Source organism: Limnohabitans sp. Rim47 (assembly GCF_001517545.1).
Classification (GTDB): domain Bacteria; phylum Pseudomonadota; class Gammaproteobacteria; order Burkholderiales; family Burkholderiaceae_C; genus Limnohabitans_A.
Map to the genome: position 1 here is coordinate 705,760 of NZ_FBYA01000001.1, position 21,059 is coordinate 726,818.

22 protein-coding genes are annotated in these 21,059 nt (G+C 57.2%); 19 read left to right on the top strand and 3 right to left on the bottom strand.

The genetic code is table 11. The features are described from left to right. The first annotated feature begins 53 nt into the window (after positions 1–53). The gene (gene greA, locus BN3544_RS03230) at positions 54–530 is read left to right on the top strand and encodes a transcription elongation factor GreA (RefSeq protein ID WP_019428740.1); all 477 of its coding nucleotides are present in this window, start codon (positions 54–56) and stop codon (positions 528–530) included. A 70-nt stretch (positions 531–600) separates the two neighbouring features. Here the strand turns inward: greA and BN3544_RS03235 are convergent, their stop codons facing one another. After that, positions 601–1,074: a YhbY family RNA-binding protein gene (locus BN3544_RS03235; protein WP_019428741.1), complete on the bottom strand. Its 474-nt coding sequence runs from the start codon at positions 1,072–1,074 to the stop codon at positions 601–603. 31 nt (positions 1,075–1,105) lie between these two features. Here BN3544_RS03235 and BN3544_RS03240 point away from each other — a divergent pair, with 31 nt between their 5' ends. From BN3544_RS03240 to glmM, 4 genes are all read left to right on the top strand, one after another. Then, complete coding sequence (locus BN3544_RS03240; protein ID WP_019428742.1) at positions 1,106–1,768, top strand: RlmE family RNA methyltransferase; 663 nt, start codon at positions 1,106–1,108, stop codon at positions 1,766–1,768. Between the two features lie 106 nt (positions 1,769–1,874). Further along, positions 1,875–3,791 (top strand): ATP-dependent zinc metalloprotease FtsH, encoded by a 1,917-nt coding sequence (gene ftsH, locus BN3544_RS03245; protein ID WP_019428743.1) that lies wholly within the window; start codon positions 1,875–1,877, stop codon positions 3,789–3,791. 63 nt (positions 3,792–3,854) lie between these two features. Further along, positions 3,855–4,742 carry a dihydropteroate synthase gene (gene folP, locus BN3544_RS03250; protein WP_019428744.1) on the top strand — a complete coding sequence of 296 codons (888 nt, stop codon included), beginning with the start codon at positions 3,855–3,857 and terminating at the stop codon, positions 4,740–4,742. Positions 4,743–4,829: 87 nt separating this feature from the next. Further along, the gene (gene glmM, locus BN3544_RS03255) at positions 4,830–6,158 is read left to right on the top strand and encodes a phosphoglucosamine mutase (protein ID WP_026036437.1); all 1,329 of its coding nucleotides are present in this window, start codon (positions 4,830–4,832) and stop codon (positions 6,156–6,158) included. A 47-nt stretch (positions 6,159–6,205) separates the two neighbouring features. Here glmM and BN3544_RS03260 read toward each other — a convergent pair whose 3' ends face one another. Beyond that, on the bottom strand, positions 6,206–7,027 hold the full coding sequence (locus BN3544_RS03260) for a posphoenolpyruvate synthetase regulatory kinase/phosphorylase PpsR (RefSeq protein ID WP_026036438.1): 822 nt from the start codon (positions 7,025–7,027) through the stop codon (positions 6,206–6,208). A gap of 144 nt (positions 7,028–7,171) precedes the next feature. Between BN3544_RS03260 and ppsA the strand changes: the two genes are divergently transcribed. The 6 genes from ppsA to rplI all read left to right on the top strand — a co-directional run bounded on the left by ppsA (position 7,172) and on the right by rplI (position 13,224). After that, positions 7,172–9,562 carry a phosphoenolpyruvate synthase gene (ppsA, locus tag BN3544_RS03265; protein WP_019428747.1) on the top strand — a complete coding sequence of 797 codons (2,391 nt, stop codon included), beginning with the start codon at positions 7,172–7,174 and terminating at the stop codon, positions 9,560–9,562. Between the two features lie 34 nt (positions 9,563–9,596). Continuing rightward, positions 9,597–11,699, top strand: coding sequence for a VC_2705 family sodium/solute symporter (locus BN3544_RS03270; protein ID WP_059355977.1), 2,103 nt, complete (start codon positions 9,597–9,599; stop codon positions 11,697–11,699). 94 nt (positions 11,700–11,793) lie between these two features. Then, positions 11,794–12,159 (top strand): 30S ribosomal protein S6, encoded by a 366-nt coding sequence (gene rpsF, locus BN3544_RS03275; RefSeq protein ID WP_019428749.1) that lies wholly within the window; start codon positions 11,794–11,796, stop codon positions 12,157–12,159. 17 nt (positions 12,160–12,176) lie between these two features. Next, entirely contained in the window at positions 12,177–12,464 is a 288-nt protein-coding gene (priB, locus tag BN3544_RS03280) for a primosomal replication protein N (protein ID WP_019428750.1), read from the top strand. Between the two features lie 14 nt (positions 12,465–12,478). After that, positions 12,479–12,760 (top strand): 30S ribosomal protein S18, encoded by a 282-nt coding sequence (gene rpsR / locus BN3544_RS03285; protein WP_019427495.1) that lies wholly within the window; start codon positions 12,479–12,481, stop codon positions 12,758–12,760. Between the two features lie 11 nt (positions 12,761–12,771). Then, the gene (gene rplI / locus BN3544_RS03290) at positions 12,772–13,224 is read left to right on the top strand and encodes a 50S ribosomal protein L9 (RefSeq protein ID WP_019428751.1); all 453 of its coding nucleotides are present in this window, start codon (positions 12,772–12,774) and stop codon (positions 13,222–13,224) included. 65 nt (positions 13,225–13,289) lie between these two features. Here the strand turns inward: rplI and BN3544_RS03295 are convergent, their stop codons facing one another. After that, entirely contained in the window at positions 13,290–14,813 is a 1,524-nt protein-coding gene (locus tag BN3544_RS03295; RefSeq protein WP_019428752.1) for a helicase HerA-like C-terminal domain-containing protein, read from the bottom strand. Between the two features lie 71 nt (positions 14,814–14,884). On the opposite strand from BN3544_RS03295, the gene BN3544_RS03300 reads away from it, so the two are divergent. Genes BN3544_RS03300 through BN3544_RS03335 form a run of 8 tightly spaced genes read left to right on the top strand, consistent with a single transcriptional unit; the run spans position 14,885 to position 21,037 of the window. Next, positions 14,885–15,610 carry a YebC/PmpR family DNA-binding transcriptional regulator gene (locus BN3544_RS03300; RefSeq protein ID WP_019428753.1) on the top strand — a complete coding sequence of 242 codons (726 nt, stop codon included), beginning with the start codon at positions 14,885–14,887 and terminating at the stop codon, positions 15,608–15,610. A gap of 9 nt (positions 15,611–15,619) precedes the next feature. Continuing rightward, the gene (gene purD, locus BN3544_RS03305; RefSeq protein WP_019428754.1) at positions 15,620–16,900 is read left to right on the top strand and encodes a phosphoribosylamine--glycine ligase; all 1,281 of its coding nucleotides are present in this window, start codon (positions 15,620–15,622) and stop codon (positions 16,898–16,900) included. A 15-nt stretch (positions 16,901–16,915) separates the two neighbouring features. Then, positions 16,916–17,572: a 1-acyl-sn-glycerol-3-phosphate acyltransferase gene (locus BN3544_RS03310; protein WP_050999061.1), complete on the top strand. Its 657-nt coding sequence runs from the start codon at positions 16,916–16,918 to the stop codon at positions 17,570–17,572. Positions 17,573–17,593: 21 nt separating this feature from the next. Beyond that, on the top strand, positions 17,594–18,514 hold the full coding sequence (gene hemF / locus BN3544_RS03315; RefSeq protein ID WP_019428756.1) for an oxygen-dependent coproporphyrinogen oxidase: 921 nt from the start codon (positions 17,594–17,596) through the stop codon (positions 18,512–18,514). Further along, on the top strand, positions 18,505–19,146 hold the full coding sequence (nadD, locus tag BN3544_RS03320) for a nicotinate (nicotinamide) nucleotide adenylyltransferase (protein ID WP_019428757.1): 642 nt from the start codon (positions 18,505–18,507) through the stop codon (positions 19,144–19,146). Before hemF ends, nadD begins: the two co-directional genes overlap by 10 nt. Next, positions 19,146–19,964, top strand: a complete 819-nt coding sequence (gene rsfS, locus BN3544_RS03325; RefSeq protein ID WP_019428758.1) for a ribosome silencing factor — start codon at positions 19,146–19,148, stop codon at positions 19,962–19,964. Before nadD ends, rsfS begins: the two co-directional genes overlap by 1 nt. A gap of 6 nt (positions 19,965–19,970) precedes the next feature. Next, positions 19,971–20,438 carry a 23S rRNA (pseudouridine(1915)-N(3))-methyltransferase RlmH gene (rlmH, locus tag BN3544_RS03330; protein ID WP_019428759.1) on the top strand — a complete coding sequence of 156 codons (468 nt, stop codon included), beginning with the start codon at positions 19,971–19,973 and terminating at the stop codon, positions 20,436–20,438. After that, positions 20,435–21,037 carry a Maf family protein gene (locus BN3544_RS03335; protein WP_019428760.1) on the top strand — a complete coding sequence of 201 codons (603 nt, stop codon included), beginning with the start codon at positions 20,435–20,437 and terminating at the stop codon, positions 21,035–21,037. Before rlmH ends, BN3544_RS03335 begins: the two co-directional genes overlap by 4 nt. Positions 21,038–21,059: the final 22 nt, after the last annotated feature.

A 21,059-nucleotide genomic window follows, 5' to 3' on the forward strand; every position in this document is an offset into this window, starting at 1 on the left:
GACAATGACCGCCGAGTCTCAACGCTCGGCGGTTTGCTTTTGGAGAACTGAATATGTCAACCATCCCGATTACAAAACGCGGCGCGGAAAAGCTCAAAGACGAGTTGCACCGCCTTAAGACAGTCGACCGCCCAGGCGTGATTCAAGCCATTGCCGAGGCACGCGCACAGGGAGACCTGAGTGAGAACGCCGAATACGATGCAGCCAAAGACCGTCAAGGCTTCATCGAAGGCCGCATTCAGGAAATTGAAGGCAAGTTGTCTGCTGCTCAAGTCATCGATCCGACATCGGTGGATGCGGGTGGTCGAGTGGTGTTTGGCACGACCGTAGAGCTAGAAGATGAGAGCTCTGGTGAAGCCGTGACTTACCAAATTGTGGGTGAGGACGAGGCCGATTTGAAATTGGGACTGATTAACATCAGCAGCCCGATTGCCCGCGCCTTGATCGGCAAAGAAGAAGGCGATGTGGCGGAAGTGCAGGCACCAGGTGGTGTGCGTCGCTATGAAATCGTGGGTGTCTCGTACATCTGAACCATCCAAAATGAAGGCCGTATCAAAACGGCCTTCAAAGTGGTTTGAGCTTGTTCAGACAGGAAGCGTATCAGTCGTGGCGGCCTTTTTTGACTGATTTTTGCTTGGGCTTTGCCCGTTTGATTTGACCGCCGGCCGCCAGGCGTTGGTTGCCCAACACACGAACAGTTTTGACTTCGGGGCGTTGACCACCGCGTGAGCTGTATTTGAGAATCTTGAAATCGCGTGGGCCGGCTTTACGGTCCTCGTCAACCTCTTTGATTTTCTCGGGCTGAGGGCGCCAGAGGATCAGCAATTTGCCGATGTGCTGGATAGGCGCAGCATTGAGTTGGTCAGCGAGTTGTGCAAACATGGCTTCGCGCGCAGCGCGATCGTCGCCCAGAACCCTGATTTTGATCAGGCCATGGGCGTTCAGTGCCGCTTCGGTTTCCTTGACGACAGCAGGAGTCAGGCCATCGCCCCCGATCATGACGACCGGATCCAGGTGATGGGCATCGGCGCGAAAAACTTTGCGCTCGGAAGGTGTGAGTTGTATTTGGGGCATCCCCGTATTATCCCCGCAAGGACGCAGAAGAATGAAAGTCAAAACCAAAAGTAAAAAGGTGAACAAAGCCTGGTTGAACGACCATGTGAATGACACCTACGTCAAACTGGCCCTGAGAGAGGGTTATCGGGCACGGGCTGCCTATAAATTGAAAGAGATCGATGAAACGCTCGGTTTGATCCGTCCGGGCAATCTGGTGGTCGATCTTGGCTCGGCGCCTGGCGCTTGGAGTCAATACCTGCGCAGACGTCTGTCGCCCGATGGTGCGGCGGTGGGGGCGCTCAATGGGACCATCATCGCGCTGGACCTTTTGCCGATGGCCCCTGTGGAAGGGGTTCAGTTTATCCAAGGGGATTTCCGGGAAAACGAGGTGGCCACTTTGCTTGAGGCCGCGTTACAGGGCCGTCAGGCGGATGTGGTTGTGTCAGACATGGCTCCCAATTTGTCGGGCATTGAGTCTTCGGATGCAGCCCGCATCACGCATTTGATCGAGTTGGCTGTCGAGTTTGCCCAAAATCACATGAAACCCGACGGTGCTCTGGTGGTCAAAGTCTTTCATGGCAGTGGTTACAGCCAAATTGTGAAAATGTTCAAAGAGACCTTCAAGGTGGTCAAGCCCATCAAGCCCAAAGCCTCGCGCGACAAGTCCTCTGAGACTTTTTTGGTGGGCATGGGGCTTATCGGTCAGCTTTGAGGGGCTAATTCCTCTGTTTTTGAGGGCTAAAACTGCATCTCTGGCGTTTCGGTCCATGCCGCAGGCCTAGAATGAGAACAGTCATTTTTTTCGATTGGAGTGTCTCTTGAATAACCCTTGGTTTTCCAAAATTGCCGTTTGGATGGTGATTGCCATGGTGCTGTTCACCTTGTTCAAGCAGTTTGACAACCGTGGTGTCGCAGGTGCGAATGCCATTGGTTATTCTGACTTTCTAGAAGAGGTTCGCGGCAACCGGATCAAGAGCGCCACCATTTCCGAGAGCCCTGGTGGCACCGAAATTCTGGCTGTCACCAACGACGATCGTCGCATCAAGACCACGGCCACATATTTGGACCGCGGTTTGGTTGGCGATTTGATCAACAGTGGCGTCAAATTTGATGTCAAACCCCGCGAAGAAGGTTCCCTGCTCATGACCTTGTTGGTCAGCTGGGGTCCGATGTTGCTCTTGATCGGTGTCTGGGTGTACTTCATGCGCCAGATGCAAGGCGGAGGCAAAGGCGGTGCCTTCAGTTTTGGCAAGTCCAAAGCACGCATGCTGGACGAAAACAACAACCAGGTCACCTTTGCTGACGTAGCCGGTTGCGATGAGGCCAAAGAAGAAGTCAAGGAAGTCGTCGATTTCCTGAAAGACCCTCAGCGGTTTCAGAAACTGGGCGGTCGTATCCCTCGTGGCCTGCTGCTTGTAGGCCCACCCGGCACCGGTAAAACACTGCTGGCCAAAGGCATCGCAGGCGAAGCCAAGGTGCCTTTTTTCAGTATCTCGGGTTCTGATTTTGTCGAGATGTTTGTCGGCGTGGGCGCAGCCCGCGTTCGTGACATGTTCGAAAACGCCAAAAAGAACGCGCCTTGCATCATCTTCATCGATGAAATCGATGCAGTTGGCCGTCAACGTGGTGCAGGCTTGGGCGGTGGCAATGACGAGCGTGAGCAAACCCTCAACCAGATGCTGGTGGAGATGGACGGCTTTGAGACCAATTTGGGTGTGATCGTGGTGGCCGCTACCAACCGACCAGACATTCTGGATGCCGCTTTGTTGCGTCCGGGCCGTTTTGACCGTCAGGTCTATGTGACGCTGCCCGATATCCGTGGCCGTGAGCAAATTTTGAATGTGCATATGCGTAAGGTGCCTATTGGCCAAGACGTCAATGCCGGTGTGATTGCCCGTGGCACGCCTGGCATGAGTGGTGCTGATCTGGCCAACCTGTGCAACGAAGCTGCTTTGATGGCTGCGCGTCGCAATGCACGCGTGGTTGAGATGGTTGACTTCGAAAAAGCCAAAGACAAGATCCTGATGGGGCCTGAGCGCAAGAGCATGGTCATGCCCGAAGAAGAGCGTCGCAACACGGCTTACCACGAAGCTGGCCACGCCTTGATCGGTAAATTGTTGCCCAAGTGCGATCCGGTGCACAAAGTCACCATCATTCCCCGTGGCCGTGCCTTGGGTGTGACGATGAGCTTGCCTGAAAAGGACCGCTACAGTTACGACAAAGAATTCATGCTGAACCAGATCAGCATGTTGTTTGGTGGCCGCATTGCCGAAGAGGTGTTCATGCACCAGATGACCACCGGTGCCAGCAACGACTTTGAGCGAGCCACCTCGATTGCCCGAGACATGGTCATGCGTTACGGCATGACGGATGCTTTGGGCCCGATGGTGTATGCCGAAAACGAAGGCGAAGTGTTCTTGGGCCGATCGGTGACCAAGACCACCAACATGAGCGAATCCACCATGCAAAAGGTGGACATGGAAGTGCGTCGCATCATCGACGAGCAGTACAGTTTGGCCCGTCGGCTCATTGAAGAGCACAGCGCCCAGATGCACGCCATGGCCAAAGCCTTGCTGGAGTGGGAAACCATCGACAAGGACCAGATCGATGACATCATGGCCGGGCGCGACCCCATGCCGCCCAAAGACTGGACGCCTCGTACACCACCCTCCGGCGGCGGCAGCGGCGGCGGTACCCCTGAGGTTCAAGCAGAGCCAGCGACCACGGCAGCTTGATTTTTCAAGATCGGTGTCACAAGAGCGGGGCCTTCGGGCTCCGTTTTTCATGGAAGAAGCCACATGGAAGCTGAAAAAACTGGACCGCACCGCGCCACGCGTTGGCAGACCACGCGGTTTGATTTGGACCTCTCTCGTCCTTGGGTTATGGGTATTGTGAATGTCACACCCGATTCTTTCTCTGACGGGGGTCAGCACGGTGAAGCGACACAGGCTTTGCTGCATGCCGAGCAATTGCTGCGCGATGGCGCTGGCATTTTGGATGTGGGTGGCGAGTCCACGCGGCCAGGCGCAGAACCAGTGCCTTTATCGCAAGAGTTAGCGCGCCTTGTCCCGTTTTTGAAAGAAGCGGTTCGTTGGCAAGTGCCGATATCGGTAGACACTTACAAGCCTGAAGTGATGCAGGTGGTGCTGGATCTGGGCGTCGACATCGTCAATGACATTTGGGCTTTGCGCCAGCCGGGGGCTGAGCGTGTGATTGCCGCGCATCCCGCTTGTGGCGTGTGTTTGATGCACATGCACCGAGAACCTCAAACCATGCAAATGCAGACCATGACCGGGGACGTGCTGGCCGAGGTCGCTGCTTTCTTGAAAGGGCGCGTCGAATCACTCACCGCCCAGGGCATTGCGTCATCCAGATTGATGCTCGATCCCGGTATCGGGTTCGGCAAAACCGTGGCGCAGAACTTCCAGTTGCTCGCCAGGCAGTCCGAATTGTTGCGTTTGGGTTATCCGGTTCTGGCGGGTTGGTCCCGCAAATCTTCTTTGGGCGCGGCGTTGAGTGATCAGGAGCAGATCCCTGAGCCCGCGCAACGCCAAGCCGCCAGTGTGGCCGCCGCTTTGTTGGCGGTAGACAGGGGCTCTCGTGTGGTGCGCGTGCACGACGTGAAGCCAACGGTGGATGCACTCAAAGTCTGGCAGGCCATGCAGTCTCATATCGGTGTGGACTAAACCGCTGGATATTCTCTTTTGTCAGGATGGTTGCCCGATCCGGCCGCTAGAATTCTTTGACTTATTAAAAATACAAGGATGGTGAGCATGGCGCGTCAATATTTTGGCACGGACGGCATTCGGGGCACTGTTGGTCAAAGCCCCATCACGCCCGATTTCATTTTGCGTTTGGCGCATGCAGTCGGTCGTGTTTTGAAAGCTCAAGAGGCGCACCCGGTGGTGCTGATCGGAAAAGACACCCGAATTTCTGGTTACATGTTGGAAAGTGCGCTGGAATCCGGTTTCAACTCGGCAGGGGTTGATGTGGTGTTGTTGGGGCCTGTGCCCACGCCAGCGGTGGCGTATTTGACCCGTGCGCAGCGGGCATCTTTGGGTGTGGTGATCAGCGCAAGCCACAACCCGTTTGCCGACAACGGCATCAAGTTTTTCAGCGCCCAAGGCAAAAAACTGTCCGATGCTTGGGAAGAAACCGTCGAGGCGACCTTGCTGGAAGACCCGGTTTGGGTGGACTCTGCAGCTTTGGGTAAAACCCGGCGTTTGGACGACGCAGCGGGTCGTTACATTGAGTTTTGCAAGAGCACCTTCTCAAATGATTTGACCCTCAAGGGCTTGAAGATTGTGGTTGACGCTGCCCATGGCGCGGCTTACCAAATCGCGCCTAAGGTTTTCCACGAGTTGGGTGCTGAGGTGATCGCGATCGGCTGCGCCCCGGACGGCCTGAACATCAACAAAGGCGTGGGCGCCACGCACCCTGAGGCTTTGGTGCAAGCCGTCAAAGACCAAGGCGCTGATTACGGCATCGCACTTGATGGGGATGCTGACCGCCTGCAATTCGTGGATGCAACAGGCCGATTGTTCAACGGCGATGAGTTGTTGTACCTCATGGTCGCAGACCGATTGGCCAGAGACGAAGCTGTGCCGGGTGCTGTGGGCACTTTGATGACCAACTTGGCGGTCGAGATGGCACTGAAGCAACGCGGTGTGCAATTTGTGCGGGCCAAGGTGGGTGACCGTTATGTGTTGGAGGTCTTGCACGACAAGGGTTGGTTGCTGGGTGGCGAGGGCTCAGGCCATCTCTTGGCTTTGGACAAACACACCACAGGCGATGGCTTGGTCAGTGCTTTGCAGGTTTTGCAAGCCTGTGTGGGCAGCGGGCAGACCATGGCCCAATTGCTGGAGGGCATCACGCTGTTCCCGCAAACATTGATCAATGTGCGTTTGACACCGGGCTTTGATTGGCAAGGCCATCAGCCTTTGTGGGATGCCACTCGGGCCGCAGAGTCCGAGTTGGGTGATACCGGCCGGGTCTTGATCCGGGCCAGTGGTACCGAGCCTTTGGTGCGGGTCATGGTCGAGGCGCGTGATGCGGTGCAAGCACGTCAGTGCGCCGAACGGATTGCGGCAACTTTGGCGTGATCTGGCCGCCCCAGTGGCCGATGTGACACGGGGTGCCCATGCCTCTTTCAGTAAATCAGCCGCTCTGGTTTGATTTCCTGAAGGATGGTGGTGGCGATCTCTTCGATCGACTTGGTGGTGGTCGACAGCCAGCGGATGCCGGAGCGGCGCATCATGGCTTCCCCTTCTGAGACTTCCATGCGGCAATTTTCCAGGCTGGCATAACGCGAGTTGGGTCTGCGCTCTGCGCGGATTTCGGCCAGGCGATCTGGATGGATGCTCAGGCCGAAGATTTTTTTGCGGTGCGGAACCAGGGCTGGTGGCAATTGCTTGCGGTCAAAGTCTTCAGGAATTAAGGGGTAGTTGGCGGCTTTCAGGCCGTGCTGCATGGCCAAGTACAAGCTGGTCGGGGTTTTGCCGCTTCGGCTCACACCGACCAAAATCACATCCGCCGATTCCAAGTCGCGATTGGATTGACCATCGTCATGGGCCAGTGAGAAGTTGATGGCCTCGATGCGGTCGTGGTATTCCTTGCTTTTGCTCACATCCGAAAAACGGCCGACCCGGTGGTGCGACTTGATGCCCAGCTCGTTTTCCAGCGGGTTCACAAAGGTGCCAAACATGTCCAGCAACATGCCTTGGCAATGCTCTTGCAGCACTTTGAGCACGTCCATGTTCACCAAGGTGGTGAATACGATGGGTTTGCTGCCCTCGGTATCGGCGGTGTGGTTGATCTGCCTGACCGCTTGGTGCGCCTTGTCGATGGTGTCGGTGAAAGGCAGGCGCACATGCCGCGTCTTCATGTCGAACTGGGCCAGGATGGCGTTGCCAAAAGTCTCAGCGGTGATGCCGGTGCCGTCAGAGACGAAAAAAACAGTGCGTTTGGACATGGATGCAAAAATTTCAAATGAAGGCGGCATCAAGCCCCCTAAAATGATTTGATTATCCATGGCACCTCACTCGGCGGTTGAATTCAAAGAACAACAAAACCCCGTCCTGACCCATGGAGCTCGGTTTTAACTTTGGAGCTTTGCATGTCTGATCTTTTCAGTGAGACCGCCTTGGTCGTTCCCTTTGAGCAATTGCGCATGACCGATGTGGAGTCGGTCGGTGGCAAAAACGCCAGCTTGGGGGAGATGATTTCCCAATTGCCCTCGGGCGTGCGGGTGCCGACGGGTTTTGCCACCACTGCCCATGCTTTTCGGCAGTTTCTGGCTTTTGGCGGCTTGACCGAGCGCATCAACGCCCGCTTGGACGTGCTGGACACAGACGATGTCCGCGCTTTGGCCGCAGCGGGTGCAGAAATCCGCGCCATGGTCGAAGCCCAGCCTTTTCCTGCCGATTTGGAGCAAGCCATTCGCGAGGCGTTTGTCCGCCTGCAAGGCAGCAACCCCGAGGCTTCTTTTGCGGTGCGATCTTCGGCTACCGCCGAAGACTTGCCGGACGCTTCATTTGCCGGTCAGCAAGAGACTTTTTTGAACGTGGTCGGCATCGATGATGTGCTGCACAAAATGAAAGAGGTGTTTGCGTCTTTGTACAACGACCGCGCCATCAGCTACCGCGTGCACAAAGGGTTCGCACACGCTGATGTGGCCTTGTCGGCAGGCGTGCAACGCATGGTGCGCTCCGATTTGGGCGCTGCAGGGGTCATGTTCACCATCGACACCGAGTCGGGCTTTGAAGACGTGGTGTTCATCACCTCCAGCTATGGCTTGGGCGAGACTGTGGTGCAGGGCGCGGTGAACCCGGATGAGTTCTATGTGCACAAGCCCATGTTGGCGGCGGGCAAGCGATGTGTCATCCGACGCAATCTGGGCTCTAAATTGATCGAGATGGTGTTTGCCACGCCAGAAGAAAAAGCGGCTTCGGGCAAGCTGGTCAAAACCACCGATGTGCCCACTGAGTTGCGCAACCGCTACAGCCTGACCGATGACGAGGTTGAGCAGTTGGCCCGTTATGCCGTGGTCATCGAGCAGCACTACGGTCGCCCGATGGACATCGAGTGGGGCAAAGACGGCACGGATGGTCTTTTGTACATCCTGCAAGCACGTCCTGAAACCGTGAAAAGCCAGGCCAAAGGCACGCCCGAGCTGCGTTACAAGCTCAAAGGCAAAAGCACCATCTTGGCCGAGGGCAGGGCGATCGGCCAAAAGATCGGCACGGGCCCTGTGCGCTTGGTGCATCACATCAGCGAGATGGACAAGGTTCAACCCGGCGACGTGCTGGTGACCGACATGACCGACCCTAATTGGGAACCCGTGATGAAGCGGGCCAGCGCCATTGTCACCAACCGGGGCGGTCGCACCTGCCATGCGGCCATCATTGCGCGTGAGTTGGGCATTCCTGCCGTGGTGGGCTGCGGCAACGCCACAGAACAGCTGAAAGAGGGCACCTTGGTCACCGTCAGCTGTGCCGAGGGCGATACCGGGCACATTTACGATGGCTTGCTGGAAACTGAAATCAGCGAAATCCAGCGCGGCGTGTTGCCCGAGATCAAAACCAAAATCATGATGAACGTGGGCAATCCCCAGTTGGCGTTTGACTTTGCCCAGTTGCCCAACGCGGGCGTGGGCCTGGCGCGTCTGGAGTTCATCATCAACAACAACATCGGTGTGCATCCCAAGGCGATCCTTGATTACCCCGCCATCGATGCCGATTTGAAGAAAGCCGTGGAATCGGTGGCCCGTGGCCATGCGTCACCCCGTGCGTTTTATGTCGATAAAGTGGCCGAAGGTGTGGCCAGCATCGCGGCGGCTTTTTGGCCCAAGCCCGTCATCGTGCGTTTGTCGGATTTCAAGAGCAACGAATACCGCAAGCTCATTGGTGGCAGCCGCTACGAGCCGGAAGAAGAAAACCCAATGCTGGGTTTCCGTGGCGCTGCGCGTTACATCAGCGCAGATTTTGGCGAGGCATTTGCCATGGAATGCGAAGCGATCAAACGCGTGCGTGGCGAGATGGGATTGACCAACGTCCAGATCATGGTGCCGTTTGTTCGCACCTTGGGTCAGGCCGAAAAGGTCACCAAACTGCTGGCCACCCAAGGTTTGCGTCGTGGCGAACACGATCTCAAGGTCATCATGATGTGCGAAGTGCCCAGCAACGCCATCCTGGCTGAACAATTCCTTGAGTTTTTCGATGGATTTTCAATCGGCTCCAACGATCTGACACAGCTTACTTTGGGCCTTGATCGTGACTCTGGCCTGGAATTGCTGGCCATGGACTTTGACGAACGCGACCCTGCTGTGACCGCCTTGATTGAGCAAGCGATCAAGGCCTGCCTGGCCAAAGGAAAGTACATCGGTATCTGCGGACAGGGCCCCAGTGATCACCCTGATTTCGCGCGCTGGTTGATGGACAAGGGCATCAGCTCCATCTCGCTCAACCCTGACACAGTGATCGAAACCTGGACCAATCTGGGTCGCTGATTTTTCAATCCTGGGCCTTGCGATGACTCAACCGATGGCAAACCGTCGAACCGCGGCTTACCACTGGCGGATTCACCGCAATGTGCTGATCTACATCGGCATCCTCGTCACTTTGATGGGGGCCATGGCTTCGGCCGAACGGTGGGGGCTGTCACGCAATTTGATTGGCCCCATTTTTTTGTTCAGCACGGTGATGATCTATGCCTTGATCGGCATATCCAGCAGGACAACGGACGAAGACGAGTATTACGTTGCGGGCAGGCGTATTCCGGCCATGTACAACGGCATGGCCACTGCCGCAGACTGGATGAGTGCCGCCTCTTTCATCAGCTTGGCGGGGGCACTTTATTTGCAGGGCTTTTCTGGCAGCGGGCAGCAGCCTGGTGGCTTGGCTTATGTGATGGGCTGGACCGGCGGCTTTTGCCTGGTTGCATTGTTGATTGCCCCGCATTTGCGGGCTATGAAGCTTTACACCTTGCCGGACTACTTTGACCGCCGTTACGGCGGTCGTTGGCCTCGCATCATCGCCGCATTGGCTTCGGTGTTGTGTTCATTCACCTATGTTGTAGCCCAAATCTATGGCATCGGGCTGATCGCATCCCGTTTGACGGGCGTTCAGTTCGAGATTGGCATCTTGCTCGGTTTGGGTGGGGTTTTGCTGTGTTCATTTTTGGGGGGCATGCGTGCCATCACTTGGACTCAGGTGGCGCAGTACATCATGTTGCTGCTGGCCTTCATGATTCCTGTGTCCTGGCTTGCCTATAAGCAACTTGGAACACCGTTCGCTCCCTTGGTCTATGGCCAGCAGCTTGCGCACATTGAAGCCATCGAAAAAAAGCTGATCAATGATCCAGCCGAAATCGAGGTGCGTCAAGAGTTTGCACGACGGGCCAAGATGTTTGAGGCACGGCTTGAAAATGTCGAGCGATCCATGGCCGAGTTGCGTCTAGAGCTGGAGGAAAAAATCCGCATACTCAAGGCGCAATCGGCCGATTACGCTTCGATTGCACAAGCTCGGCGCGCACTTTTGGCGGTGCCTCGCGATGCGGCGACAGCACGTGAACAATGGACCCGAGCCATGCTCGACAACCGTGATCGGGCCCGACCTTTAGGGGGAATGCCTGCCCACGCACAGGCATTTGCGGGCAACCCTCATGGCAGTGCGCAAGAAATCAAGTTGTTCGATGAGTCGAGGCTGAATTTTCTGGCGTTGGTGTTTTGCCTCATGGTCGGAACAGCTGGCTTGCCTCACTTGCTGACGCGCTTTTACACATTGCCCTCGGTTGCCGAGACCCGCACTTCGGTGGCTTGGTCCTTGTTCTTCATTGGCTTGCTTTACCTGAGTGTTCCGGCTTTGGCTGTGCTGGTGAAGTTCGAGGTGCTGAATAACCTGGTGGGCAGCAGTTTTGCGGATTTGCCGAGCTGGATGGCGCAATGGGCCCGACTTGATTCCGCGTTGCTGGAGTTTTCGGATGTCAATGGTGACGGCGTCTTGCAGTTGGGTGAGTTGAAGCTTGGGGCCGACATGATCATGCTGGCCACCCCTGAATTGGGTGGTATGCCTTTTGTGGTCTCTGGCTTGGTGGCAGCCGGGGGACTGGCGGCCGYTTTGTCAACCGCCGATGGCTTGTTGTTGACCATCAGCAATGCCTTGGTGCATGACATTGGGCCAGGGCGTGAACGCAAACCTAAATCGGCTGAGGGACGCGTTATTTTGTCCAAGTTTGCTTTGCTGGCCGTTGCCATGCTGGCCGCTGTGGTGGCCGCTTTCAAGCCTGCGGAAATCCTTGCGTTGGTCTCCACGTCTTTTTCCTTGGCGGCTGCCGCATTTTTCCCAGGCATGGTTTTGGGCATGGTTTGGCAAAAAGTGCATCGTCCTGCCGTCGTCGCCGGCATGCTAGCGGGCTTGGGGCTGACCCTTTATTACATGGTGGTCAACGCCCCCGGCTTCCGGCATTTCTGGGGTTTGGACCCCAGTGCTGGTCTGTGGTTTGGCATTCAGCCCTTGTCGGCGGGTGTTTTTGGTGTGCCCGCAGGCCTGCTGGTGATGGTTTTGTTGACTTTGCTATTGCCGACCCGTTGGGTTGTACCGCGCACGCAGCTTGTTGTGCCGGACGGAGACTATCCCGGCCTCTGAATTAACGCTATAATCGCAGGCTTCGCCTTGCCGCACCCCGACAGACGCTGGGGGCGGCTTTTCCAACCTTTTGGGTTAACCGCAAGGAGTCTCAATGCGTCATTACGAAATCATTTTGCTGATCCATCCCGATCAGTCCGAACAAGTTCCAGCCATGCTGGAGCGTTACAAAGGCATGATCACTGCCGGCGGTGGCAATATCCACCGTGTTGAAGACTGGGGCCGCCGTCAGTTGGCTTACCAGATCAACAAGCTGGGCAAAGCCCACTACCTGTGCGTGAACATTGAAGCCGATCAAGCCGTCATGGCTGAACTGGAGCATGCCTTCAAGTTCAACGACGCTGTTTTGCGTCACCTGACTGTGCTCAAGAAAAAAGCCGACACCGCTCCTTCATCGATGATGAAAACGGTTGAGCGCGAAGAAGCCCGCAAGTCACAACAAGCCGAATTCGCCGCTTGACACGTGCCTGTTGAGGAGTGAACCTGACAGAACTGACCGCCTGTATCGCCGAGCAAGCTGCTTTGCGATACACCCCCGCCGGTTTGCCCGCTCTGGACTTGATTCTGGAGCATGCCTCTGAAGTACAAGAGGCAGGACAAGCCCGCAAAGTCCAGCTCAAGCTTCGTGCCTTGGCCTTCGGGTCTCTGGCAGAAACGCTGGTCAAGCAAGCGGTAGGCAGTGTCTGGACGTTCAAAGGCTTTTTGGCCACCCCTCGACAAGGCAAAAGTGTCGTGTTGCACATTCAAGAGTTTCAGCAAGATTAATTTCAGGAGGCCCCATGGCCACGTTCAAAAAATTCAACAAAGACAAGCGCCCTAAGCGCAATACCCAGTCACTGCTGTTCAAGCGCAAGCGTTTTTGCCGCTTCACTGTGACCGGCGTCGAAGAAATCGACTACAAAGATGTGGACACCTTGCGTGACTTCATCGCCGAAAACGGCAAGATTATTCCTGCACGCCTGACTGGCACCCGTGCCATTTTCCAGCGTCAGCTCAACACAGCCATCAAGCGCGCCCGCTTCCTGGCCATGTTGCCCTACACCGACCAGCATAAAGTCTAAGGAGTCCAACCATGCAAATCATTCTGCTCGAAAAGGTTGTGAACCTGGGTAATCTGGGCGATATCGTCAAAGTCAAAGACGGCTACGCTCGCAACTTCCTGATCCCACAAGGCCGTGCACGCCGTGCTACCGAAAACAACAAGGCCGAGTTCGAAGCTCGCCGTGTTGAACTCGAAAAAGCAGCTGCCGCCAAGTTGGCTGAAGCCCAAGCACAAGGCGAGAAATTGTCTGGCTTGGTCGTCAAGTTGTCGCAAAAAGCTGGCGTGGATGGCCGTTTGTTTGGTTCTGTGACCAACCACGACATCGCTGAAGAGCTGAACAAGCAAGGCTACAAGCTGGTCAAGTCCCAGATCCGCATGCCTCATGGCCCCATCAAAACCGTGAGCGAATCCGCTGTATCCGTGGCTTTGCACACCGACGTGGTGGTGGACGTGACTGTGACCGTGTTGGGCGAAACTGCCTGATCGTCGACAGACCTTCCCAAAAAACCGCCGGGTGCTTCACCCGGCGGTTTTTTTTGGGTCTGAAATCAGCGGCGGCGGCTTGAACCCAACAAACTGCCCAGCACACCGCGAACAATTTCGCGCCCAATGGCCGATCCCACAGTGCGCACTGCACTTTTGACCACCAGCTGGGCCACGCCATCGCGTTGCCCGCCTCGGGGCCCTGAGCTACCAAACAGCATGTCGGACAAGCCGCCCATCAGGCTACCTTCTTTGCCTGCCGGTGCTGTGGCCTGACCCGGTAGCGCGGGTGCTTCGCTGTTCTGACCCTGAGACGCGCCTGCCTTGAGCTTCTCGTAGGCTGAATCCCGGTCATGGTGGTTTTCGTAAACGCCTGCCACCAAGGAATTCTGGATCAAGGCTTGGCGTTGTGTGGTTGTGATGGGCCCCAGCTGGCTGGCTGGCGGGAGCACAAACACGCGTTCAGTCTCGCATGGGCGTCCCTTGGCATCCAGAAAGCTCACCAAGGCCTCGCCCACGGCCAGCTCGGTGATGGCTGCCTCGATGTCTAGTCCGGCTTTGGGGCGCATGGTCTGGGCCGTGGCAGCTACGGCTTTTTGGTCGCGTGGGGTGTAGGCGCGCAAAGCATGCTGTACCCGATTGCCCAATTGACCGAGCACGCTGTCCGGGATGTCCAATGGGTTCTGTGTGACGAAGTACACCCCCACGCCTTTGGACCGCACCAGGCGCACCACCAGCTCGATGCGCTCGACCAGCGCCGCAGGAGCGTCCTTGAACAACAAGTGTGCCTCATCAAAGAAGAACACCAGCTTGGGTTTTTCGGGGTCGCCGATTTCGGGCAGCACCTCGAACAACTCGGACAGCATCCAAAGTAAGAAGGTGGCGTACAAGCGGGGCGAGTTCATCAGCTTGTCGGCCGTCAGAATGTTCACCACCCCCAAGCCTTGGGCGTCGGTCTGCATAAAGTCTTCTATGTTGAGCATGGGCTCGCCAAAGAAACGGTCGCCGCCCTCGCTTTCGATCTGCAGCAGACCGCGCTGAATGGCCCCAATGCTCGCAGCACTGATGTTGCCGTATTCGGTGGTAAACAGCTTGGCGTTGTCCCCCACATACTGCAGCATGGCACGCAGGTCTTTCATGTCCAGCAGCAGCAAGCTGTTGTCATCGGCGATCTTGAACACCAGGTTCAGCACCCCGGCCTGGGTGTCGTTCAGGCCCAGCATGCGGGTCAATAGCAAGGGTCCCATGTCAGAGATGGTGGCGCGTACCGGGTGACCTTGTTCACCAAACACGTCCCAAAGGGTCGTGGGGCAGGCCATGGGAACGGGCAAGGCAATACCCCTTTCTTTGAGCACGGCGGCCAGCTTGTCTCCTATTTTTCCGGCTTGACTGATGCCGGTCAGATCGCCTTTGACGTCAGCCATGAAGACGGGAACACCCATGCGCGAGAAATTCTCGGCCAAGCTTTGCAGGGTCACGGTTTTACCCGTGCCTGTGGCGCCGGTGATCAGGCCATGGCGGTTGGCCAGACCCGGGAGGAGGTGACATTGCACTTGGGCATTTTGCGCAATCAGAATTGGTTCAGTCATATTCGTTTTTCTCCCGCTTGTGAAAAGTAAAATCCCTAATGTAGGTTAAATCAACATTCAAGGAATTCCCGATGGCTGGCCACAGTAAATGGGCAAATATTCAGCACCGCAAGGGGCGGCAAGACGAAAAACGTCAGCGCATCTGGACCCGGGTGGTTCGTGAAATCATGGTGGCAGCCCGCACCGGAGGCGGCGATGTCAGCGCCAATCCGCGCTTGCGCCTGGCCATTGAGAAAGCCAAAGCGGCCAATATGCCCGCTGACACCATCAAGCGCAACGTGGACAAAGCCACGGGTAACCTCGAGGGTGTGAGCTATGAGGAAATCCGCTACGAAGGCTATGGCATTGGGGGCGCGGCCATTATTTTGGACACCATGACCGACAACCGGGTGCGCACCGTGGCCGAAGTGCGCCACGCCTTGAGCAAGCATGGCGGCAACTTGGGCACCGAAGGGTCTGTGGCGTTTCAGTTCAAGCATTGCGGCCAACTGATTTTTGCGCCGGGCACGAGCGAAGACAGGGTCATGGAAGTGGCCCTTGAAGCGGGTGCAGAGGACGTGATCACGGACGAGGAGGGGGCCATCGAAGTCCTGACATCCCCGACTGATTTTGAATCTGTCAAAAATGCGCTGGAGACCGCAGGGCTGGTCGCTGAAATGGCCGAAGTCACCATGCGTGCAGAGAACAGCATTGCCCTTGGGGGTGACGATGCGGTCAAAATGCAAAAATTGCTGGATGTGCTGGAAGACTTGGACTATGTGCAAAACGTTTTCCACAACGCCGAATTTGAAGATTAAGGAAGTTTGATGAAAGTATTGGTAGTCGGCAATGGTGGCCGTGAACACGCCATGGCGTGGAAACTGGCGCAATCGCCACGAATTCAACAGGTGTATGTGGCCCCCGGCAACGGCGGCACGGCTAAAGACCCCAACCTGATCAATGTCCCGGTCACCGACTTGGCGCAATTGCGCCAGTGGGCGATTGACAACGACATTGGCTTGACCTTGGTCGGCCCTGAGGCCCCGTTGGCCGCAGGCATCGTGGACGATTTTCGTGCGCATGGCCTGCGCATTTTTGGCCCCACCCAGGCGGCAGCCCAGCTCGAAAGCTCCAAGGCATTTTCCAAGGCCTTCATGCAACGGCATGGCATTCCCACGGCCGAGTTTGAAACCTTCACCGATGCGGCACTGGCACATGCCTACGTGGACCGCAAAGGTGCGCCGATTGTGGTCAAAGCCGATGGGCTGGCTGCTGGCAAAGGCGTGGTCGTGGCCATGACCCTGGCCGAAGCCCACGAAGCCATCGACTTCATGCTGCTCGACAACACTTTGGGAGTCGCCCACAACGCAGGGGGTGCCCGTGTGGTGATCGAGGAGTTTTTGCAAGGCGAGGAAGCCAGCTTCATGGTGCTGTGCGATGGCAAAAATGTGGCCGCATTGGCCACCAGCCAGGACCACAAACGCCTGCAGGACGGCGACCAAGGCCCCAACACAGGTGGCATGGGCGCGTATTCGCCCGCACCTGTGGTCACGGCCGAAGTGCATGCGCGGGCCATGCGCGAAGTCATTTTGCCCACCATTCGGGGTATGGCAAAGGACGGCATCAATTACACCGGCTTTTTGTACGCGGGTTTGATGATCGACCCCCAAGGACGCGTCAAAACCCTCGAATTCAACTGCCGCATGGGTGACCCGGAAACCCAACCCATCTTGATGCGTCTGAAATCAGACTTTTTTGAAGTTTTGTTGGCGGCCACATCAGAAGGCCTTGAGGATTTCGAAATGGAATGGGATCGCCGGGTCGCCTTGGGCGTGGTGATGGCCGCAGCTGGATACCCCATGAACCCGCGTAAAGGTGACGTTATCAGCGGTTTGCCCAAAGACGAGGGCGATGCCATGGTGTTTCACGCGGGCACGATTGAAAAGGACGGCCAGATCCAGACCTCGGGTGGGCGTGTCCTGTGCGTCACTGCCTTGGCCGATTCCGTGCGACAGGCGCAACAAAAGGCGTATCTCACCGCCACGCCCATTGCCTTTGACGGTATGCAGATGCGCAAGGACATTGGTTATCGCGCTATCAAGAACTGAACACGGATACCCAATATGAGCGCACCGCCAACCCATCCTGTGACTTTCCGGGGCTCCCGCTTGGCCCGCTGGATTTTGAAAATTCTGGGCTGGCGTCTGGAGTTTGAGGGGTTTCCCACGCGCCAAGGCGTGGCCATCGTCTACCCGCACACCAGCAATTGGGATTTTCCGATCGGCATGTTGGCCAAATGGGCATTGGGCATTCCGGCGCATTTCTGGGGTAAAGATTCGTTGTTCAAGTTTCCCTTGATCGGGCGTTGGATGCGCTGGGTCGGAGGCATTCCGATTGACCGAAGCTCTTCGCGTGGCGTGGTAGGCCAGATGGTCCATCAGTTCGAACAACACAAGCAAAATGACCAGTTGCTCTGGCTGGGTCTGGCCCCTGAGGGCACACGCAGCCTCACGCCCGGCTGGCGCAGCGGTTTTTACCAAGTGGCAGCAGGGGCCCAAGTGCCTTTGGCCTTGGTCAAACTCGACTGGGGCCAACGTTGTTTCAGTGTGGTGGATTTTTATGACCTGACGGGGCAAGTCGAGCAGGATTACGCGCACATGGCCCAGGTGTTTGCCGGGGTCCAAGGTTTTCATGCCAAGCAGATGGGGCCGATCACACCCTGGAGTCCGCAGGCGAGTCCCAAAACGGTGAAGGTCTCCTCGGCCTCACATCCTTCCTGATTTTTTGCGTTGGTAAACCCCATGAGCACATCGTTTGAACTCGATTCGGTCAAAAACTATCTTGTTGGCCTGCAGTCCCGCATCACCGGGGCCTTGACCGACATCGATGGCACCCCGTTTTTGGTGGACGCCTGGCAAAAAGAGCCCGGTGAAAAGCTACAGGGCAACGGCATTACCCGGATTCTGGAAGGTGGCCCTGTGTTTGAGCGTGCCGGTTGTGGCTTTTCTCATGTGAGCGGGCCGCAGCTGCCGCCTTCGGCCACGCAGCACCGCCCTGAGTTGGCGGGTTCGGCCTTTGAGGCCATGGGTGTGTCGCTGGTGTTTCACCCCCGCAACCCCTATGTGCCCACGGTGCACATGAACGTGCGCATGATCGCGGCCAAGCCCGAAGGCCAAGCCCCCGTGGCCTGGTTTGGCGGCGGCATGGACCTGACGCCTTACTATGGTTTTGACGAAGATGCGGTGCATTTTCACCAAACCTGCAAAGATGCGCTGAGGCCGTTTGGCGATGGCTTACACCCCCGGTTTAAGACCTGGTGCGACGATTACTTTTGCAACAAGCACCGCCGCGAGCAGCGCGGTGTTGGCGGCATTTTCTTTGACGATTTTGCCGAGCTGGGCATGGACCAGAGCTTTGCCATGCTGCGAAGCGTGGGCGACGCCTTGCTGAGCGCCTACATGCCCATCGTGCAGCGACGCAAAGACACGCCTTACGGTGAACGTGAGCGAGACTTCCAGCTGTACCGCAGGGGCCGCTATGTGGAGTTCAATTTGGTCTGGGACCGGGGCACGCATTTCGGTTTGCAGTCTGGCGGCCGCACCGAGTCGATCTTGTTGTCTATGCCGCCCGAGGTGCGCTGGTCTTACCAGCGCCAGGATGAGCCTGGTTCACCAGAAGCACGTTTGCTGAGCCATTTTCTGGTGCCCAAGGATTGGGTTTGAGTCTGCCGCCAGTCAACAGGCTGGGTGTTTTTGGTGGGGCATTTGATCCACCGCACCTGGCACACGTGGCTTTGGTAGAGGCTGCTGTGGCAGCCCTTCAACTTGACCAAGTGCGTGTCTTGCCCACCGGGCAGGCATGGCACAAAACACGTGCTTTGAGTGAAGCCCATCACCGACTGGCCATGACCCGATTGGCCTTTCAGCACCTGCCACAGGTGGTGGTGGACGATCGGGAAATCCGGCGCTCGGGCCCCAGCTACACCGTGGACACACTGCGCGAATTGCAGGCCGAGTTTCCACAGGCACAGTTGTATTTGTTGTTGGGTGATGACCAGCGCCGCTCCTTGCCATCGTGGCACCAGATCGAAGAAATCGGGCGCATCGCTATAATCTGCGCCGCAGGGCGTGATATGGCTGTGCGTGCCTGGAACGAAGAGTTGGGTGCGCTACAGACAACTCCGCCTCTTTCTGACAAGCTGCAAGCGCGCATTCGGACTCTGGAGATGCCGCTGATGCCTCACAGTGCCACGGACATCCGTGAGCTGCTAGCCAAAGAGCAGGCCATTACAAGCCTGGTGCCCCCCGCTGTTGAGCGCTATATTCACGAACACCACCTTTACAGGCCCCATTGATGACCGAAAACGCCGCCAAAAAAGACATTCAAAAACTCCAGCGGGCCATTGTGGACGCCTTGGAGGACGTCAAGGCCCAAGAAATCCAGGTGTTTGACACCGAGCACCTGTCCTCCTTGTTTGAGCGGGTCATCATTGCATCCGGCACTTCGAACCGCCAGACCAAAGCCTTGGCCGCCAGCGTGCGCGACAAAGTGCGCAACGCTGGTTTTGGCAAGCCCCGCATGGAAGGCGAAGACAACGGCGAATGGATCATCGTGGATTGCGGCCAAGCCGTGGTGCATGTCATGCAGCCCACCATCCGCACTTACTACAACCTCGAAGAAATCTGGGGCGGTACGCCCGTCCGCTTGAAGTTCGGTGCACCCAAGCCTGTGGCGACCGCTGAGGTCAAAGGCCACATCAAGAACTCCGTGGCCAAAAAAGCCACCAAAGCCTCGGCCACAAAAACCGCCAGCGCCAAGCCTGCGGCAAAGGCCAAGCCCGCTTTGAAGGCGCCAGCCAAGCCGGCTGCGAAAACGCCAGCCAAAGTGGCCCCAAAAGCAGCCCCAAAAGCAGCCCCAAAAGCAGCGGCAAAAGCACCCTCGAAGACCGCGGTCAAAACAGCGACAAAGGCCCCCGCTAAAACGGCAGCCAAAACCGCTGCCAAGCCCGCCAGCAAGTCAACGGTCAAGCCCAGCACCACCAGCAAGCCCACCTTGAAAACAGTGGGCAAGCCAACGGTCAAGCCCGCTGCCAAAGCGGCCGCCAAGCCGGCGGCCAAAAAAGCACCCGCTCGCAAGGCCGTGCAAGCCACGACCCGCCGTAAAGCCGATTGATCCTGCATGAAGTTGCTGATCGTTGCGGTCGGCCTGCGTGTGCCCGACTGGGCGCAAACTGCCTGGGACGACTACGCCAAACGTTTTCCGCCTGAGCTCAAGGTCGAGCTCAAGGCCGTGAAAACCGAGCCCCGTGGCTCTAAAACCCTGCCCACGCTGTATGCCGCAGAACGCCAGCGCATCGAAGCAGCCATTCCCCGTGGCACCCGCATTGTGGTGTTGGATGAACGTGGCACCAACCTCACCACGCAGGCCTTGGCGACGCGCCTGACCAGCTGGCAGTTGGGTGGCGACGATGTGGCCTTGGTGATTGGCGGGCCGGATGGACTGGAGCCTGAGTTCAGGCAAGCCGCTCATGAGCGCATCCGCCTGTCCGACATGACCTTGCCTCACGCCATGGCCCGCGTGCTGCTGATCGAGCAGCTCTACCGCGCCTGGTCGATCAACGCCAACCACCCCTACCACCGCGAATGAGCGATTTCATTTACCTTGCTTCCCAAAGCCCACGGCGCAGCCAGTTACTGGACCAAATCGGTGTGGCTCACACTTTGCTGTTGGCCGGGCCGGAGGAAGACGCCGAATCGTTGGAAGACGTGCGCGGAGCCGAGGCCCCAGCGCGTTATGTGGCCCGAGTGACGGGCTTGAAGCTGGACGCCGCCGTGCAGCGCCTTCAGCGTCAAGGCCTGCCCGCAGCACCTGTGCTGTGCGCTGACACCACGGTGTGTCTGGGTCGTGACATTTTGGGCAAGCCGACAAACGAAGCCGATGCCCTGCGCATCCTTCAATTACTCGCGGGCCAAACCCACCGGGTGTTGACGGCGGTGGCGGTACAAAAAGGCAGTCGGCGCGAGTCTGCCGTGTCGGCTTCCTGGGTGCGTTTTGCGCCGATGACCCTCACACAGATCAAGGCCTATGTGGCCACCGGCGAGCCCATGGGCAAGGCCGGAGCTTACGGTGTGCAAGGCAGGGCAGCTGCTCACATTGAACAGATTCGGGGCAGTTATTCAGGCATCATGGGCCTGCCGCTTTTCGAGACGGCCCGTTTGCTGCGCACCTTAGGCGTTCGCTGCTGAGCTGTTGACGGGACGCTTTCGA